We start from the raw sequence: 20,011 nt of genomic DNA on the forward strand, positions 1-20,011 counted from the left end.
TAATAACAGGTTCTGTAACTGTTAATGGAGTAGTTAATTCAACTGCAAATCTTTCAACTGGTGTTCCACTTGGAACAGTTCCTCCAAATGTACCAACTACTATTCAATTTAAAGTTTTAGTAACAGATACAATGCCAAATACTAATCCAATTCCTAATACTGGAACAGTTTCTTATGAGTATATCGTTGATAATATAACTCAAATTCCAGTACAAGCAAATGGTGCTAGTAATCAAGTTACAACTAAAGTTAATGCAGCTATTATTAATAATACTGATGGAACTTTATCAAAATCTGCAAACAAAACTTACGTTGATTTAGGTGATACTATAACTTATACAATAGTTATAGGAAATACTGGTAATACCGTTGCAACTAATGTATTCTTTATGGATACAATTCCAGAAGAAACAACATTTGTAGTAAATACTGTTAAGCAAGATGGTACTCTTAAACCAGGAGTATATCCTGAAACAGGATTTGTTTTAGCAAATATTAATCCAGGTACAATTACAACTATTAGCTTTGATGTAACAGTAACATCAATTCCAGCAGTTAATCCAATCTTAAATAAAGCATTCCTTGGATATTCTTATAAAAATGATCCAGCAGGTGCTAGTATAAGAGCAGGATATGAAACTAATGTAGTTCAAGATTTCGTTAATAGAGCCGTTATAAGTGGTTCAACTGATGGAAGCTTAGTTAAAACTTTAGATAAAGCATTTGCTAAGGTAGGAGATACTATAACTTATACTGTAGATGTTAAAAATACAGGTAATGTAAGTGCAAATAATTTATTTATTTATGATACAATTCCAGGCTATACTTCATTTGTATCAGGTTCTGTAATTGTTAATGGAATAGTTTCAGGAACAGACAATCCTCAAACAGGTATAAGTCTTGGTTCATTAAGTGCAGGAAGCACAGCTCAAATTAAATTTAAAGTAACTGTAACTTCAATTCCTCCAACTAGTGAAATTAAGAATGAAGCAGTGGCTAAGTATTCTTATACAGTAGACCCTTCACTTCCTAATGCTAAAAATAGTGGCGGAATTTCAAATATAGTAACAACAACTATTGGAACAGCAGTAATTACAGGCCCTCCAGGCACAACAGGTGCAAATAATGGTGGAACTAAATCTGCAAATCCAAACCCTGCAAACATCGGTGATACTGTTGTTTATAGTATAGCTGTTTATAATGCAGGAAACATTCTAGCAAGCAATGTTAAAGTTTATGATACAACACCAACAGGTTCAGTTTTTGTTCCAAATTCAGTTAAAGTTGATGGTGTAGCTAATCCAGGCGAAACACCTGAAACAGGAATGACAGTAGGTAATTTAGCACCAAAACAAACTAAAACTGTTACATTTAGTGTAGTAGTAAATACTTTAGTTAACCCTGGTGTATTAACAAACACTGCAAGAATTTCATTTAACTTTACAACAGACCCATCAGTTCCAGGTGGAGAAATAGGTACTGGGGTTACAAACCCAACAAGTGTACCAATAAACACAGCAAGCTTTGGTAACTTAAATGGTCAATCTGGATTAACTAAAACTGTTTCAACAGCCTTTGCTACAGTTGGTGACACTGTAACTTATACAATTGATGTTAAGAATTTAGGTAATGTAACTGCTTTAGGTGTAGTTTTTGAAGATACAGTTCCATCAGGAACACAATTTATTCAAGATTCTCTAACAATTGATGGGGTAGCTCAAAATGGAGCAGCACCTGATACTGGTGTAAATCTTGGAAATATCTTAGCTAGTGCAATGAAGCAAGTACAATTTAAAGTTAAAGTTCTTACAATTCCAAATCCAAATCCATTTGTCAATGAAGCTTTAGTTAAATATAACTATAATGTTTCACCTACTGACAATAGACTTGGTGCAGATTTAAGTAATAAAGTAAAAACTACTGTTAATACAGCAATTATAGGGGAACCTTTAGGACCAGGACAATCTGGTGGTTCAGGAGTATTAAAATCTGCTGATAAACAAAATGCAGATATTGGAGACACTATAACCTATACTCTTGTAGTTAAAAACACCGGTAATGTAAATGCTGAAAATGTAGTAGTTAACGATATTATTCCTGTAGGAACAACATTCATTACTGATTCAGTAACTATTGATTCAGTTTCACAACCTGGTGTAAATCCAACAAATGGAATAGATCTTGGAATTATAGCACCAAATACTGCCCAAACTGTAACATTTAAAGTTTTAGTAGTTTCAGTTCCAGCAGGTGGAAAAATTGAAAATAAACCAAGTGGTTCATTTGAATATACAGTAGATCCTTCAGTTCCTGGTGGAATAAAAGGAACATTTGGTGGAAATGTTGTAACTATCCCTGCAAATCATGCAGAGATCTCAACTATTTCAAATGGTTTAATTAAGTCTCTTGATTTAGAATTTGCAACTTTAGGAGATACAATAACTTATACAATTGTTCTTAAAAATACAGGTTCAGTAAATGCAACTAATGTTAAAGTTTATGATACAGTTCCTAATGGAACAAGCTATATAGCTAATAGCATTCTTGTAAATAATTTAGCACAAAGTGCATCTACCCCAACAACTGGAATAAATGTAGGAACATTAATTCCAAATGGTGTGGCAACTGTAATATTTAAAGTTTTAGTAACTACAGTTCCAAGTGTAAATCCAATTCCAAATACAGCAGATGTAGCTTATAACTATAATGTTGATCCTTCAATAGTTAAGAGTATAAGAAATACTAGTAATATGGTTGATACTCAAATGAACTATGTTGATTTAGGTAATACAACTAAAGATGGTTCTCCTAAATATGCAAAAATTGGAGATATCGTAACTTATACAATCACTATTCCAAATGAGGGAAATACAGCTGTGAATAATGTTGTATTAAAAGATACAATTCCAGTTGGAACAACTTTTGTAGCAAACTCTGCAACAGTTTCAGGAGTACAAAACTCTGGAAATCCTGAAATTACAGGAATACAGGTAGGTACAATAAATCCAAATTCCAGTGTAACTGTAACATTTAAAGTTTTAGTAGTTTCAATTCCTCCAACAAATAAATTAGATAACCAAGCAAGATTAGGTTATAGCTTTACTAAAGACCCTGCAAATCCTGATGGTGTTACAGGCTCTGAATTAACAAATGTTAATACTGTTTCTATAACTAATGCTCAAATAGTAGGCCCTCCAGGTACTCCAGGTTCTGGAAATGGTGGAACTAAACAAGGAAATACTAAAAATGCAGCAATTGGAGATGTAGTAACTTATACTATTACTCTATTAAATTCAGGAAATGTACCTGCAACTAATGTAGTTGTTAAAGATACAATCCCAGAGTGTACAAGTCTTGTTAATGGATCTGTTTTAGTTAATGGAACTCCAAGTACTGACACTCCAGGTACTGGCATAAATGTTGGAACTATTAACCCTGGTAATACTGCAATAGTTAAATATTCAGTAAAAGTTATGTGCTTAAAAACTCCTCCACCTGCAGAACTTGTAAATACTGCTACTGTAAATTATGACTTTACAACAGACCCATCACTTCCAAAAACAACTGTAACTACAGGAACAAATACATCAACAATTCCTGTATCAACAGCAAGTTTTGGTAAAAATAATGGTCAAGATGGTTTAGTTAAATCAGTAGATAAAGCCTTTGCAGATAGAGGTGATACTTTAACTTACACTATTAACCTAATCAATACGGGTAACGTAACTGCAACTAACGTTGTATTTAAAGATACAATTCCAACTGATACAAGCTTCGTAGTTAATTCCGTAACTGTAGATGGTGTAGCTCAATCAGGTGTTAATCCACAAAATGGTGTTTCACTTGGAAGTATTTTAGCTGGTGGCTCAAAAGAAGTTAAATTTAATGTTTTAGTTTTAACTCTTCCAACACCAAATCCAATTCCTAATGATTCAAGGGTTTCTTATAACTTTACTGTTGATCCAAGTATTCCAAATGGAAGAAGTGCAGAGGATATAAGTAATGCTGTACAAACTAAAGTTAACTTTGCTATGATAGGCGGACCAACAGGTCCTGGAACTAATACTGGTTCTGGTATAGTTAAATCCTCTGATAAGGCTTATGCAGATATTGGAGATACTGTAACTTATACTTTTGTTGTTAAAAATACAGGAAATGTTGTAGCTGAAAATGTAATAGTTAAAGATACAATTCCAGAAGGTTCAGTATTTGTAAATGATTCAGTTACAGTTAATGGAACTCAAATGTTTGGTGAAAACATTGCAAATGGAGTTAATATTGGAAATATAAATCCTAATGAAACTAAGACAGTAACATTTAAAACTACTGTTGTATCAATTCCAACAACTAAAAATTTAGTTGATACTCCAAGTGTTAACTATGGATATAAACCAGATCCAAACGGACCATTAACAAATGTTTCAGGTGGTGGTAATACTGTTACTATTCCAGTTAACAATGCAAATATTTCAACTGGTAGCGGTGGATTAAATAAGAGTGCAAGTCCATCATTTGTAACTATTGGTGATACAATAACTTACACTGTAGTTATGAAAAATACAGGTTCTGTTGATGCATTAAATGTTAAAGTTCTTGATACTCTACAAAATGGTGTAGTATTTGTACCAGGTTCATCTAAAGTAAATAATGTGTCAAAAGTTGATAATCCAACAACAACTGGTATTTTAGTAGGAACTGTTATGCCAAATCAAATAGCAACAGTAACATTCTTAGCTGTTGTAAATACAATTCCTGTTCCAAATCCAGTTAGTAATACAGCTAAAGTTATTTACGATTATAAACCAAGTCCAAATGTAGTTGTAACAGTAACAAACCCAACTAATACAACTGAAACTCAAACTAATTATGCAAAAATTGATAATGTAGCTAAAGATTCTGATGTAAACTATGTAAAAGTAGGGGATGTAGTAACTTATACAATTACTATTCCAAATACAGGTAATGTGGATGCTAATAATGTTGTATTAAAAGATACAATTCCAGTAGGCTCAACATTTGTAGCTAATTCTGCAAAAGTTAATGGCTCACAAGTAGCAGGGCAAGACCCTCAAACTGGAATAAATGTAGGAACTATAAATGCGGGATCACAAGCTGTAGTTGAATTTAAAGTAACAGTAGTATCTGTTCCAGCTTCAGGTAAGCTTGTAAACCAAGCAAGAGTCCAATTCACATTTACAAAAGACCCACAAAATCCAAATGGAGTTTCAGGAAATCAAATTTCTAATGTAAATACTGTAAGTGTTACTAATGCACAAATAGTAGGACCTCCAGGTACTCCAGGCTCTTCAAATAATGGAACAAAATCATCTGATAAAACTGTTGTAGATATTGGAGACACTGTAAATTACACTATTACTTTATTAAATTCAGGAAATGTTCCTGCATTTGATGTAATGGTTAAAGATACAATTCCAAATTGTACAACTCTTGTAAATGGTTCAGTTAAAGTAAATGGTAATTCTACAACTGATACTCCACAACCTGGAATATTCGTTGGAACAATTCCAGCTGGTGCTACTGCTACTGTTAAATATGCTGTTAAGGTTACTTGCTTAAGCACACCACCTCCAGCTGTACTAACAAACCAAGCAGATGTAAGCTATAAATTTACAACTGACCCAAGTCTTCCACCAACTGTTGTAACAGGTCCAACAAACCCATCAACAATTCCTGTAACAACTGCTGGATTTAAAATAAATGGTCAAAATGGAATAGTTAAATCTGTTGACAAAGCTTTTGCAACAAGAGGTGATGTAATCACTTATACTATCGATTTAACTAACAACGGAAATACTTCTGCAAACAATATTGTGTTTAAAGATACAATTCCAAATGATACAAGCTATATTCAAGATTCACTTTCAGTAGATGGTGTTTTAATAAATGGAGCTAGTCCACAATCTGGAGTATCTATTGGAAATATTCTAGCAGGTGCCTCAAAAGAAATTAAATTTAAAGTTTTAGTATTAACAGTACCAACTCCAAACCCAATTCCTAATACAGCTATAGCAAGCTACACTTACACTGTTGATCCAAGCCTTCCAAATGGAAGATCAAACTCAGATCTTAGTAATATGGTAAGTACAGATGTTAAAGTTGCAACTATAGGATCTCCATTAAAACCTGGAGAAACTGGTGGTTCTGGTGTATTAAAATCAGCAGATATACAAAATGCTGATATTGGAGATACAGTAACTTATACTCTAGTTCTAAAAAATACTGGAAATACTGTTGCTAAAAATGTTATTGTTTATGATACTATCGCAAATGGATCTACCTTTATAGCAGATTCAGTAACTGTTGATAATGTAGCTGTTCCTGGTGCAAATCCTGAAAATGGAATAGATTTAGGAAATATTGCAGCTAACCAAACTGTAACTGTGAAATTTAAAACTCTAGTAGTTTCAATTCCAAGTTCAAAAGCACTTACTGATACTCCAAGAGTAGATTACTCATTTACTGTAGACCCAGCAAATCCTGATGTAAATGTAACTAGTGGTGGAAATACTGTAACAATTCCTGTTAATCATGCAAGTATAAGTCCAACTGATGGCGGATTTGTGAAATCACAAAATCCAAGCTATGCAACTGTTGGAGATACAATAACTTATACAATGATTGCTACTAATACAGGTTCTGTTAATGCAGATAATGTTAAGGTATATGACACATTAGATTCTTCACTTCAATTTGTAAATGGTTCAGTTAAAGTTAATGGAACACCTCAAGGTGCATCAAATCCTATGACTACTGGAATAAATGTAGGAACATTAATTCCAAATGGAGTAGCAACTATAACATTTAATGCCCTTGTGTTAACACTTCCAAATCCAAATCCAGTTAAAAACCAAGCAGTTGTTCAGTACACTTATAAAAAGGATCCAAACACTGTTGTAAGTGTAACTAATCCATCAAATATAACAACTGGAGAAATTAAAAAAGTTGACCTAGGAACTATGGTTAAAGATTCTGATGCTAATTATGTGAAGGTAGGAGATGTAGTAACTTATACAATTACTATTCCTAACACAGGAAATGCAGATGCTAACAACGTAGTATTAAAAGATACAATTCCAGCAGGTACAACCTTTGTTAATAATTCAGCTAAAGTAAATGGAGTAGGGCAACCTGGTTCAAACCCTGAAACAACTGGAATAAATGTAGGAACTATAAATGCAGGATCACAAGCTATTGTTGAATTTAAAGTAACTGTAGTATCTGTCCCAGCTTCTGGTAAGCTTACTAACCAAGCTAGAGCAAATTACACATTTACTGTAGACCCATCTGTTCCTGATGGAAGAACTGGTTCTAAAAATTCAAATGTAAATGTAACAACTGTTACAAATGCTCAAATAGTAGGACCTCCAGGTACTGCAGGTGCTTCAAATAATGGAACAAAATCAGCTGATAAAACAGTTGTAGATATTGGAGACACTGTAAATTATACTATTACTTTATTAAATTCAGGAAATGTTCCTGCATTTGATGTAATGGTTAAAGATACAATTCCAAATTGTACAACTCTTGTAAATGGTTCAGTTAAGGTAAACGGTAATGCTACAACTGATACTCCACAACCTGGAATATTCGTTGGAACAATTCCAGCTGGCCAAACTGCAATTGTTAAGTATGCTGTTAAAGTTACTTGTTTAAGTACACCGCCTCCAGCAGTATTAACAAATAAAGCTGATATAAGCTATAAGTTCACAACTGACCCAAGTCTTCCTCCAACTGTTGTAACAGGACCAACAAATCCTTCAACAATACCTGTTGTAACTGCTGGATTTAATATAAATGGACAAAATGGAATAATTAAATCTGTTGATAAAGCTTTTGCAGATAGAGGTTCAACTGTAACTTATACAGTTAGTTTAACTAATAATGGAAATACAACTGCAAATAACGTTATGTTTATAGATACAATTCCAAATGACACAAGCTATATTCAAAATAGCTTAACTGTAAATGGAAACCCTATAAATGGAGCAAATCCAAATGGTGGAGTTTCATTAGGTTCAATTGCAGCAAATGAAACAGTTATAGTTTCGTTTATAGTACAAGTTTTAACAGTTCCAAATCCAAATCCAATGTTAAACGCAGCACTTGTAAATTATAACTATACTGTAAATCCTTCAATTCCAGATATTAGAACTGGTAAAGATTTAAGTAACACAGTTAAAACAACAGTTAATAATGCAATGATAGGTTTCCCTGGTGCTCCTGGTAGCAACACTGGTTCAGGCGTATTAAAAACTGCAACTCCAGCTAATGCTGATATAGGTACAACTGTAACTTATACTCTAAGCTTAACTAATACAGGAAATACTGTAGCTAAAAATGTTATAGTTTCCGATACAGTTCCTGTAGGCTCAACATTTATTCCTAACACAGTTAAAGTAAATGGTTCTGTAGTTCCAGGTGCTGACCCTAATTTAGGAATAGATTTAGGAAATATAAATGCAGGACAAACTGTAACAGTAATATTCCAAACTATGACAGTTTCAATACCACCTTCAAAATCTTTAGTTGATACTCCAAAGGTAACTTATAGTTACACAGTAGATCCAAGTATTCCTGATACAAATGTAACAGGTGGTGGAAATACAGTAACTATTCCAGTTAACCATGCAAGTATAAGTCCAACTGATGGTGGATTTGTAAAATTACAAGATCCAAGCTTTGTAACTGTAGGAGATACAGTAACTTATACAATGATTGCTAAAAATACAGGTTCTGTACCTGCAAATAATGTTAAAGTTACGGATACTTTAGACCCATCATTACAATTTGTAACAGGTTCGGTTAAAGTTAATAATGTTTCCAATGCTTCAGCTAATCCAAATACAGGAATAACTGTAGGAACATTAAATCCAAACGCTATTGCAACAATAACATTTAATGCAAAAGTTATTACAGTTCCAAATCCAAACCCAATATTAAACCAAGCTAAAGTATCTTATAACTACAACGTTGATCCAAACACTGTAGTAACTACAAGTAATCCTTCAAATGTTACAAGTGGAAAAGTAAACTATGTAGATATGAGCAAAATGAGTAAGTCAGGAAACCCAAGCTACGTAAAACTTGGAGATGTATTGACTTATACAATCACAGTTCCAAATAACGGAAATGTAGATGCAAATAACGTTCTTGTAAAAGATACGATTCCTCAAGGAACAAGCTTCCTAGCTAATTCTGTATATGTAAATGGAATTCAACAAGGTTCTGTAGACCCACAAGTTACAGGAATAAATGTTGGAACTATAACTCCAAACTCTGAAGCTATAGTTAAATTCAGTGTTACTGTAAATAGTGTTCCACAAAGTGGAATTATCGAAAATACAGCAACATCAAGCTACACTTATACAGTAGACCCATCTGTTCCTGATGGAAGAACTGGAACAGGCAGTTCAAATAAAGAAACTACAACTGTAACTAATGCAAGTCTTGTAGGCCCTCCAGGTACTGAAGGTGCAACAAATGCTGGAACAAAATCAGGAAGTACTAAAAATGCAGATATAGGTGATACTGTAACTTATACAATCACAATGTTTAATTCAGGAAATGTAGCTGCAATCAATACTGTAATTCATGATACAATTCCAAATTGTACAACTCTTGTAAATGGTTCTGTAACAGTTAATGGAAATCCAACTACTGGAACTCCAGGAAGTGGAATTACAGTTGGAACAATCCCAGCCGGTGGAACAGCAGTAGTTAAATACTCTGTTAAAGTAACTTGTCTAAGCACACCACCACCTGCAAACCTTAAAAACCAAGCAACAATAGATTACGGATTCATAACAGATCCAACAAAACCACCTACAACAGTAACAGGAGTAACAAACTTAACAACTATTCCAGTTACAACAGCAGGATTTAATATAAATGGTCAAAATGGAATTGTTAAAGAAGTTTCTAAAGCATTTGCAGATAGAGGAGATATATTAACTTACACTATCACATTAACAAACCTTGGTAATACAAGCGCTAATAATGTAATGTTCGTTGATACAATTCCAAACGACACAAGCTATGTTCAAGATAGTTTAACTGTAAATGGAAATGCTATAAATGGAGCTAATCCAAACACAGGAGTTTCTCTTGGAAATATTGGGGCACTTGGAACTGTAAAAGTAGTATTCAAGGTACAAGTTTTAACAGTGCCAAATCCAAATCCTTTAGCTAACGCTGCACTTGCAAGTTATAGCTATACTGTAAATCCATCAATTCCTAACGGTAAATCAAATAGTAATTTAAGTAATACAGTTAATACTAGAGTTAATAATGCAATGATAGGATACCCTGGAGAGCCTGGAACAACTGGTGGATCTGGCGTATTAAAAACTGCAACTCCAGCTAATGCTGATATAGGTACAACTGTAACTTATACTCTAAGCTTAACTAATACAGGTAACACTCAAGCGAAGAATGTTATAGTTTCTGATACAGTTCCTGTAGGTTCAACTCTTATTCCAAATACTGTTAAAGTAAATGGAGTAGTAGTTCCAGGTGCTAATCCTAATTTAGGAATAGATTTAGGAAATATAGGACCAAATCAAACAGTAACGGTAATTTACCAAGCTATGACAGTATCAATTCCAGCTTCAAAAGCTTTAATCGATACACCTGTAGTAACTTATAGTTACACAGTAGACCCAAGTATTCCTGATACAAATGTAACAGGCGGTGGAAATACAGTAACTATTCCAGTTAATCATGCAAGTATAAGTCCAACTGATGGTGGATTTGTAAAATCACAAGACCCAAGCTATGCAACTATTGGTGATATAATCACTTATACAATGGTAGCTAAAAATACTGGTTCTGTAGAAGCAACTAATGTAACAATAACTGATACACTAGCCTCTTCAGTATCATTTATCTCAAACTCTGTAACTATAAATGGAGTAGTTCAAGGCTCACTAGCTAGTCCTGTAAGTGGAATAGTAATTGGAACTATAGCACCAAATGATGTTTATACTGTTACTTTCAAAGTAAAAGTAGTAACAGTTCCAAATCCAAATCCAATATTGAACCAAGCTAAGGTAACTTACAGTTATAAACCAGACCCTAATACTGTAGTAACTACAAGCAATCCATCAAATGTTACAACAGGAAAAATAAACTATGTAGATATTAGTAAAATGAGTAAGTCGGGAAATCCAGCATATGTAAAACTTGGAGATGTATTGACTTATACAATCACAATTCCAAATAACGGAAATGTAGATGCAACTAATGTTCTTCTTAAAGATACAATTCCGAATGGAACAAGCTTTGTTAATAATTCTGTATTTATAAATGGAATTAATCAAGGTGGAATGAATCCAGAAAATCCTGGTATTCAGGTAGGAACTATTAATGCAAATACAAGTGCTATAGTTAAGTTTAGTGTTACTGTAAACAGTATCCCAGCTAGTGGAATATTAGAAAATACAGCAACTTCAAGTTACACTTATACAGTAGACCCATCAGTACCTGATGGAAGAGTGGGAACAGGAAATTCAAATAAAGAAACTACAACTGTAACTAATGCAAAACTTGTAGGCCCTCCTGGTACAGCTGGAGAAAATAATTCTGGAACTAAAGTTGGAACTCCTACAAATGTTGATATTGGAGATACTGTAAATTATAGTATTACTTTATTCAACTCAGGAAATGTACCAGCTATAAACACAATGGTTTATGATACAATTCCAACTTGCACAAGCTTAGTTAATGGTTCTGTTAAAGTAAATGGAATAGCTACAACTGATATACCAGGTACTGGTATAAGGGTTGGTACAATTCCAGCAGGTCAAACAGTAGTAGTTAATTATGCAGTTAAAGTAACTTGCTTAAAAACTCCACCACCTGCAACTCTTACTAATACAGCAACTATAAACTATCAATTTATAACTGACCCAAGTAAGCCTCCTACAACAGTAACTGGTGTAACAAACACATCAACAATTCCAGTTACAACAGCAGGATTTAATATAAATGGTCAAAATGGAATGGTTAAAACAGCAACTCCAGACTTTGTAGATGTAGGTGATACTGTAACATTTACAATAGCAATGACAAACCTTGGAAACACTACAGCAAATGATGTTGTATTAATAGATACAATTCCAAATGGAACTGAATTTAATCAAGGTTCAGTAGTTGTAAATGGCGTAACTAATGGAACTGCAAATCCAAATGGTGGAATTAATCTTGGAAATATTCCAGCTGGAAATACAGTTACAATTAAATTTACAGTTAAAGTTTTAGATATTCCAACTCCAAATCCAATTCTAAACCAAGCTACAGCAAGCTTTACGTACACTGTTAATCCTTCAATTCCAAATGGAAGAGTTGGTCAAAATAATAGTAATACAACAAGCACTAAAGTTAATAATGCTTTAATTGGAAATAGAGTTACTCCTGGTTCTCCAAATGGTTCTGGTGTATTTAAAGTAGCAGACCCAACTATAGCTGATATTGGTGATACAATAACTTATACTTTTGTTATTACTAATAATGGAAATGTTATAGCACAAAATGTTGTTCTTACAGACTCTATGTCTGATGGTTCAGTATTTGTTTCAGGCTCAGTTACTGTAAATGGAGCATCTAGACCAAGTGATAACCCTTCAAGTGGAATTAATTTAGGTAATGTAGGTGTTGGTGTTACTGATACTATCACATTCAAAGCAAAAGTAGTTTCACTTCCAAATGGAAATGCAGTTGTTGATACACCAATCATCAATTATAGTTATAAAGTTGATCCAAATGGACCAAACAAAAATGTAACAGGTGGAGGAACAACAGTTACTGTTCCTGTAAATGTAGCTATAATCTCAAGTAAAGATGGTGGAATCACTAAAAATGCAAATCCAAGTTATGTAACAGTAGGAGATACAATAACTTATACAATTACTGTTAAAAATACTGGTTCAATCGAGGCAAATTCAGTAATGGTATATGATACTCTTCAAAATGGTGTTGTATTTGTTCCTGGAACTGTTAAAGCTAATGGCTTAACATTCCCATCAGCTGATCCAACAGTTGGTATTGCACTTGGAACTGTTTATGTAAATCAAATTGTTACTGTAACATTTGATGCACTAGTAAATACTGTTCCAAATCCAAATCCAATCAGTAATACAGCTAATGTAGGATACACTTATAAGCCAACTCCAGATAAAGTTGTTACAGTTACAAACCCATCACCAACAACTACTACACCTGTAAATTATGTTGACTTGAGTAAAATGAAGAAAACATCAGACCCAAGCTATGTAGAAAGAGGAGATACAATAACTTATACAATTGTTATTCCTAACAATGGAAATACAGCTGCTAATAATGTTATGGTTTCAGATAGCTTACCATTTGGTGTAACATTTATTCCAAACTCTGTCTTTGTAAATGGTGTAAATCAAACTGGAGTAGATCCTGAAATCACTGGAATCAATGTAGGTTCTATACTTCCAGGAAGTAGTGCAACAGTAACATTTAAAGCTTTAGTAGTTACAATTCCAAGTACTGGTCTATTGAAAAATAGAGCTAAAGCAAGCTATGTTTACACTGTTGATCCAAGTAAACCAAACTGTAGAGAAGGTAGCGTATTTAGTAATATAAATACAGTTACAGTTACTGATGCAAACCTTATTGCACCTCCATCTGTTCCATGTTCTAAGCATAATGGACAAATCAAATATGCTGATAAAGAAGTTATGGGAATAGGAGATATAGTAACTTATACAGTTCAAGTTTATAATGATGGAAATATTCCTGCTACAAATGTTGTTGTAAATGACACAATAGTAAATTGTGGTGAATTTGTTCCTGGTTCTGTTATAGTAAATGGTATTTCAATGCCAACTCAAACAGTAAGTGGTGGAATAACAATAGGCGTTATAAATCCTAAAGAAACTGGATATATAATGTATAAAGTAAAAGTTAAATGTCTTCCTCCAAATGGAAAACTTATAAATACTGCAAATATAAATTATAGCTTCATTAAAGACCCAGCTAATCCTCCAAAAGAAGAGGTAACAACTAGTAATACTGTTACAATACCTGTTTTAGTTGCTGGATTTGGGGTTAAAGATTGTAAAAATGGTGTAGTTAAATCTGTTGATAAAACTGATGCAACTGTTGGCGAGTTAATAACCTACACTGTATCTATGTGTAATGGTGGAAATGTACCTGCATTAAATGTTAAATTTATTGATACAATTCCTCAAGGAACAAGCTTTGTTGAAGATTCATTCTCATTAAATGAAGTGATTATTCCAAATGCAAATCCTGAAGGTGGTGTTAATTTAGGAACAATAAATGCACTTACTACTGCAACTGTTTCATTTAAAGTTAAAGTTATTAGTATTCCAAATCCAAACCCAATCTTAAATAATGCTATAGTAAAATATGACTATGTAGTTGATCCAAGTCTTCCAAATAGAACTGGTTCTGATATGAGTAATTCAGTTTCTACTAGAATTAAGTATGCTGTTATTGGTAATCAATTAGTACCTGGAAATCCTAGTGGTTCTGGTCTAATTAAATTAGCTGATAAGAATACTGTAGATATTGGTGATGTTGTAACATTCTCACTAGTAGCTAAAAATACTGGAAATGTTGATGCTGAAAATGTTGTAATTTTTGATACACTTCCAAACTCTGTATCATTTATAGCAAACTCTGTATTTGTAAATGGTGTACCACAACTTTCTTCAAGTCCTGTAACTGGTATTGATATAGGAAATGTAAGCCCTGGTATGGCGTCTACAGTAACATTTAAAGCAACTGTAGTTTCAATTCCTGAAGGTGGAAAAATAATAAATAGTGGATTTGTTGATTACAGTTACACTGTTGATCCAGCTCTTCCAAGTGGAGTTATTGCTCAAGCTTTAGGAAATACAATTACAATTCCAGTAAATACAGCTGTTATCTCAGTTGTTAAAGATGGCTTAGTTAAAAAGGTTGACGTTGCTTATGCTAAACTTGGAGAAGTAGTAACTTATACTATCTTCTTAACAAATAAAGGAACTGTAAATGCAACTACTGCAAGAGTTTATGATACTATTCCAAATGGTGCTAGCTTTATAACAGGTTCTGTTACTGTAGATGGAATCGCTCAAAGCTCAAATCCTCAAACTGGTATTCTAGTTGGAACTGTTAAACCATTTGAAACTAGAGTTGTATCATTTAAGGTTATAGTAACTAGCGTTCCAAATATCAATCCTATGCCAAACCTTTGTGATGTAGTTTATAGTTATGACACTGAAGGAGGAATATAGATTATGGCAATAAAAACAGTTAGAAATACTTCTAATACTGTATATACTAAGGTTAACTATATTAATTTTGACGCTACAACTAAAACTGTAGATAAAAAATATGCTGATGTAGGTGACACCTTAACTTATACAATTGCCCTTCCAAACCATGGTAATGTAGCAGCTATTGGAGTATTTTTCAAAGACGATATCCCAGAAGGAACTAAATTTATAGACGGAAGCCTTTCTGTAAATGGAATCTTAAGACCAAATGATAGTCCAATGCAAGGCTTAAATGTAGGTAATATAGCGCCTAACCAAACTTTAACTATTCAGTTTAAAGTACAAGTGTTAAATCCTATAGTATAAATTAAAAAAGATTGCTAGAAGAGGAAATTCCTCTTCTTAGCAATCTTTTTTTATTCAAAACATATTTTCCTAAAAATTTAATGCCTCTTCAATAACTGACCTTCTTTGACCTACGAATTTTATATTTGTCATAAAAGACTCTTAAAAATATCATTATCTGTAATAAGTTTTACTGATTAGTGTATTAAAAAGAGAAGATTTATTATATGACAAATAACTGGTATAAAAATTGCTATTTATATAAATTATAAGTAGCTTTAAGGGGGAATTATAATGATAAATAAATATAGAAAATCAATGTCTAAGACTTTAGCAATATTAGTAGGTTTCTCAGTTGCATTATCTAACATAGAGGCTTTTGCAACTACTAGTATATCAACTGCTCCACAAATTGAAAAAACTACGGATAGTTTTAATGGGGGCTATGAAATTGTTGAAGCACCATCTGAAGCTTTTACGTCTTTTTGGAAGAATAATGTAAAACCAAAAGGGTGGGATTTAAGAGTTTATAAAGAATTTAATAAACCTGTTGGAGATGTTATAACTGAAAATAACAATAAGGTAGTAAAAATAAATTTAAATAAGTCCGTTGGATTTTTTCAAACTGCTAAAAATATAGCTGTTAATGGAAATAGTGATTATGAAATTAGTACATCTATAAAAAGTGAAAATTTAGAAGTTCTTAGTGCAAATTCTGCACATAAACCTGTTTCTATAAGAGTTGAACAGTTTGGGGCTGATGGAAAGCTTGTGTCAAATGGAAGAAGTGATTTAATAAAGCTTGAAGGCAGTAGTGATTGGAAAGATTATAAGTTTACCCTTAAAACAAAGGCAGAAACGACTCAACTAAAGCTTATATTTGTTTTTGATACAGGACTTTCAACTGGTGCAAGTGGAAGTATTTATATTGATAATACTAAGATTGAAGCTAAGGAAGTTCTTCCTGAATCAGTGGAGATTGAAGGCTCTGATTTTAAAATTGGTGTGGGAACTGAAGGTATTTTAAAAGGAAAGGTTCTTCCATCTAATACAAATTTCAATGAAATCATTTTCAAAAGTAGCAATCCAGAAGTTGTTTCTATTGAAAATAATAAATTTAAAGGCTTAAAAGAAGGAAATTCTACAATAACAGCTTCTGTTAAAGGATATGAAAGTGTAAGTAGCACTATAAATATCCAAGTTACAGATAAAATTGATATAGAAAAGGTAGATTTTGTTGACTATACTTTAGAAAATGGAAGAAGTATTATCCCAGAAGCTAAGGTTTATCCTAAATATACAAATGATACCTTTACTTTAGAAAGCTTAAATAAGGAGGTTGCAACTGTTGAAAATGGTCTTTTAAAAACAGTAAATAAAGGTGAAACAATCATTGTTGCTAAAAATGGAAGTGGAAAAGAAGTTGGACGCTTTAATTTAAATGTTACTGAAAAGGTTAATGATAAATATGATATTTTAGCAGAAAAGGTATTTGACAGTTTAGTTCCTAATAAAATTATGGATGGCCAAAGTGTTGAAGCATTAGATTATATAAAAACAGTAGAAGCTGATGCTAAAAGTGCTTGGGATTCCTTAAATAAAGATAAGGATAGAACCTATCTATGGTCTGAATTCTCTGATACAACTTCAAACTCAAGTGCAGTAACTAAAACTATTTCCAACATTCTTAAAATGGCTAAAGGTTTTAGAACAAATGGTACATGGATGAATGGTGATGTCTCTTTATTGAATGATATATTAGGTGCCTTAGATTTTTTCAATGAAAATATGTATCACGAAGGGATTTATTATGCAAACTGGTGGGATTGGCAGATAGGAACACCTCAAAAGCTTAATGATGTTCTTATTATTATGAAAGATTATATGACAGATACTCAAATAAAAAAACAAACTGATGCAAGTACTTGGTATGTAAAAAATGCTCGTGATCAATGGAGAGGAAATACTACTGTTCCTGAAGTTATTCGTGAAACAGTTGGGGCTAATAGAACTGATATGGTTAAAGTAGTTACTGTAAGGTCTATGATAACTAAAGAAGGAGAAAAAATAAAGGAAGCAAGTAATGATATCTTGCAAGAGCTTGAGTATGTATCTAAAGGAGATGGCTTCTATAAAGATGGTTCAATAGTACAACATTCCACAATAGCTTATACAGGAACCTATGGCGCAATCCTTTTAGCAGGGATTGGCGAAACGGTTTATATGCTAGATGATAGTGAATGGGCACTTCCTATGGAAAAGCTTGATACTATGTATAACGTTGTTCTAGATTCTTTTGAGCCTCTTATATTTAATGGACTTATGATGGATATGGTTAGTGGGCGTGCAATCTCAAGGGCTACTGCAACAGATGCAAATCATGGAACTGGTGTTTTAAAAACTATGGTTAAATATTATCAAAGATTTGCAAAAGAACCTTATAAAACTGAATTTTTAAGCATTATAAAAGGGTGGCTTGTTAACAATGATGAATATGACTTTATAGCTAAAACTCCTGATTATGAATTTAAAGTTTTAGCTAAGGAAATAGTTAACAATAAAAATATAAAACCTAAAAAAGAACTTGAAGGTATATTTAATTTTGCAAATATGGATAGAGTAGTTTATAGAGAGGATAACTTTGCACTAGGACTTAGCATGTATTCTAAAAGAATTGCAAACTATGAATGTATAAATGGAGAAAACTTAAAAGGCTTTCATACAGGGGATGGTATGACATACCTTTATAATGGTGACTTAAGCCAATACTCTGGGAATTATTATGCAACAGTTGACCCATATAGACTTTCAGGAACAACAGTAGATACAATGAGGCTTAAAGATGGTGCAGGACAAAAGAAAACTTCAAAGGAAAGCTTTGTTGGTGGTGCTACTTTAGAAGACATAGGGGCATTCTCTATGCAACTTGATAAATCAAATGATGGAATAGGACAAGATTTAAGAGCTAAAAAATCTTATTTTATGGTTGATGATGTAATAGTATTCTTAGGAACTGATATAACTAGTACAACTGATACAAATATAGAAACAACAGTTGAAAATAGAAAACTTTCAAAGAATGGAAAAGAAAAAATAACTGTTGATAATCACAATTCAGTAAAAAAACTTGGAGATAGCTTAAACAAAGAAGTTTCATGGGTTCACTTTGAAGGAGAAGGAAAAGATAATAATATAGGTTATTACTTCCCAAATAAAACAAAGATAAACTTAAAAAGAGAAAATAGAGAAGGAAGTTGGAAAGATGTAAATACAGGTGGTTCTTCAGATATAGTAACTGATAATTACATGACTATGTGGCTAGACCATGGAGTAAAGCCTACAAATGGCTCATATGAATACTTTATAATTCCAAATGCTTCTAAAAAAGATATGAAAGAATTTAAGGAAGAAAATGAAATTAAAATAATTAAAAATGAAAAGGCTGTTCAAGCTATAAAAAGTGATGATGAAGTTTTAGCAATGAATGTTTTTGAAGATGGAGAAACTATTGTAGAAAACTTTAAAATCTATAATAAAGCTTCGATAATCGCTAAAGAGGATGATAATATTTTAGAACTTTCAATTAGTGACCCTACAATGGAAAATAAGAGTGGAATAAAATTTGAAATAAACCAGAAGCTTGGAAAAGTTATTCAAGCTAATGATAGAATTTCTGTAACTAAAGAAAATGGAAAAACAATTTTAAACGTTGATACAAACGGATTAAAAGGAGAAAGCTTAAAGATAAAATTTAAAATATAATACTAGAAAAAGATGTCTTAATAGAAGGCATCTTTTTTAATTAATAATATTTTGAAAAATTTAATGCCCCTCTAAAAATGCTTTCTTGTAATAGCTAATCGAATTATATATAATAATATAAAGGTAAAACAAACTAATTGGAGGAAATTAAATGAGTTTAAAATATAAAAAACCTGAACTTTTAGCACCAGCTGGAAATTTAGAAAAATTAAAAATAGCTTTTAAATATGGAGCAGATGCAGTTTACTTTGGAGGGAAAGATTTCTCACTTAGAGCAGCTGCACAAAACTTTGACTTTGAAGAAATAAAAGAAGGAGCTAAAATAGCTCATAGTCTTGGCAAAAAAATGTATTGTACTATAAATGTAATGCCAAGAAATGAAGGCTTAGATAAAATCCCACCATTTTTAAAGCAACTTGAAGAGGCAGAGGTTGATGCAGTCTTAGTTTCAGACCTTGGAGTTTTAGGAATGGTTAAGAAACATACTAATTTACCAATACATATAAGTACACAAGCTAATACAATGAACTATGAAGCATGTAATGTTTGGGAAAGCTTAGGTGCTGAAAGAGTAGTTCTTGGGCGTGAGTGTTCTTTAGAAGAAATAAAAACTATAAGAGAAAATATAA

General features: G+C 32.6%; 4 protein-coding genes. All 4 read left to right on the forward strand.

Annotated elements, in window-relative coordinates:
• The first annotated feature begins 131 nt into the window (after window positions 1–131).
• The gene (locus tag ACRC28_RS15965; RefSeq protein WP_438544436.1) at window positions 132–15,293 is read left to right on the forward strand and encodes a DUF7507 domain-containing protein; all 15,162 of its coding nucleotides are present in this window, start codon (window positions 132–134) and stop codon (window positions 15,291–15,293) included.
• Window positions 15,294–15,296: 3 nt separating this feature from the next.
• Window positions 15,297–15,641 (forward strand): DUF11 domain-containing protein, encoded by a 345-nt coding sequence (locus ACRC28_RS15970; protein WP_438544437.1) that lies wholly within the window; start codon window positions 15,297–15,299, stop codon window positions 15,639–15,641.
• A 273-nt stretch (window positions 15,642–15,914) separates the two neighbouring features.
• The gene (locus tag ACRC28_RS15975) at window positions 15,915–19,382 is read left to right on the forward strand and encodes a polysaccharide lyase family 8 super-sandwich domain-containing protein (protein ID WP_438544438.1); all 3,468 of its coding nucleotides are present in this window, start codon (window positions 15,915–15,917) and stop codon (window positions 19,380–19,382) included.
• A 151-nt stretch (window positions 19,383–19,533) separates the two neighbouring features.
• The coding region (locus ACRC28_RS15980; protein WP_438544439.1) for a peptidase U32 family protein at window positions 19,534–20,011 on the forward strand (478 nt) is incomplete at its 3' end.

Source organism: Clostridium sp. (assembly GCF_051650885.1).
Classification (GTDB): Bacteria; Bacillota; Clostridia; order Clostridiales; family Clostridiaceae; genus Clostridium.